Genomic DNA, 987 nt, shown 5'->3' with positions numbered 1-987 from the left:
GGTAGAACGTCGCCTCAGAGACGCCGAGCTTGCGGCAGATCTCATCGACCAGCGTCCCTCGCCTCCGCCGAATGCACCTGCCACGGCACGGCGAGCCGGCCTGCAGAGAGCCCGAGCGCCGCCGTCATGCGCCGGCGGTTCTCCTGCACCGCATCCGGGTCGTCGTTCGACCCAAGGCCGCCGTTAAGGCTGGCGTAAAGCCCGCTCGAGACGCCCCCCTGACGGGTGAAGAAGGCGTGCCGGACGCCCGCGAGCGCCGCAAGCTTCCGCGACTGCACGAAGACCGCGGCTTCGGCGGGGGGCTCGCTCAAGGCGGCGTCGGTCATGGCGTCGGCTCCTCTCATGGGGCCGCGGGAGCGAATCCCGGCAGCGGCCCGAGCCGAGGATCGGCGAAGGCGAGCGCCTTGAACAGCGCTCCCATGCCGGTCGAGCAGATCGACCTCGACCAGCTTGTCGGCCAGCCGCCGGACGAGTTCGTCGCCGCGCTTGCCGCCGGGGCTCAGCTCCTTGAAATCGTAGAACAGCGCGAGCGCGTCGAGCTTCGACATGCGGTCCACGCCGCCGCCCAGGAAGAGCTCGGTGAAGCGCTCCTGCATCCGGTCCTGCAGGGTCCGCGAACTCTCGGCGTCCGGGAACGCCGCGACCGCCACACGCAGCGCCGAGAAGGCGTCGCGCCAGCGCTCCTGCTTGCCGTAGAGGTCGATCAGCCTTGCAAGCGCCTCCGCCTCGATCCAGTCGCCGCGCCAGCCCGCCACCAGGCGCTCCAGCCTCATGATGGCGTCGCCCTCGCTGATCTCATCGCGGCGCAGCCGAAGCTCGACCGCGCGCAGATCGGCCTCGGCGGCCGCCGCGGGGCTGCCGCCGCGGATCACGGCCTTGTAGACGGAGAGCGCCCGCTCGGTTTGCCCCATCGCTTCGGCGAGCCGCGCGCGCAGCAGCTCCCGAGCGGCCGGGTCGCGCGTCGACGGCAGGCTCGCAAGACGCTCG

The 987-nt window shown here is 71.8% G+C and carries 1 protein-coding gene; it reads right to left on the bottom strand.

Features of this window, described 5'->3' with window-relative positions:
• Positions 1–41 precede the first annotated feature (41 nt).
• The coding region (locus tag ACIKT0_RS18980) for a laccase domain-containing protein (RefSeq protein ID WP_407106848.1) at positions 42–987 on the bottom strand (946 nt) is incomplete at its 5' end.

The sequence above is a fragment of the Hansschlegelia beijingensis genome, from assembly GCF_045505405.1.
Taxonomy (GTDB): domain Bacteria; phylum Pseudomonadota; class Alphaproteobacteria; order Rhizobiales; family Methylopilaceae; genus Methylopila; species Methylopila beijingensis_A.
Note: the sequence above shows the minus strand (reverse complement) of the source record. Positions and strands in the feature narration are given on the sequence as shown.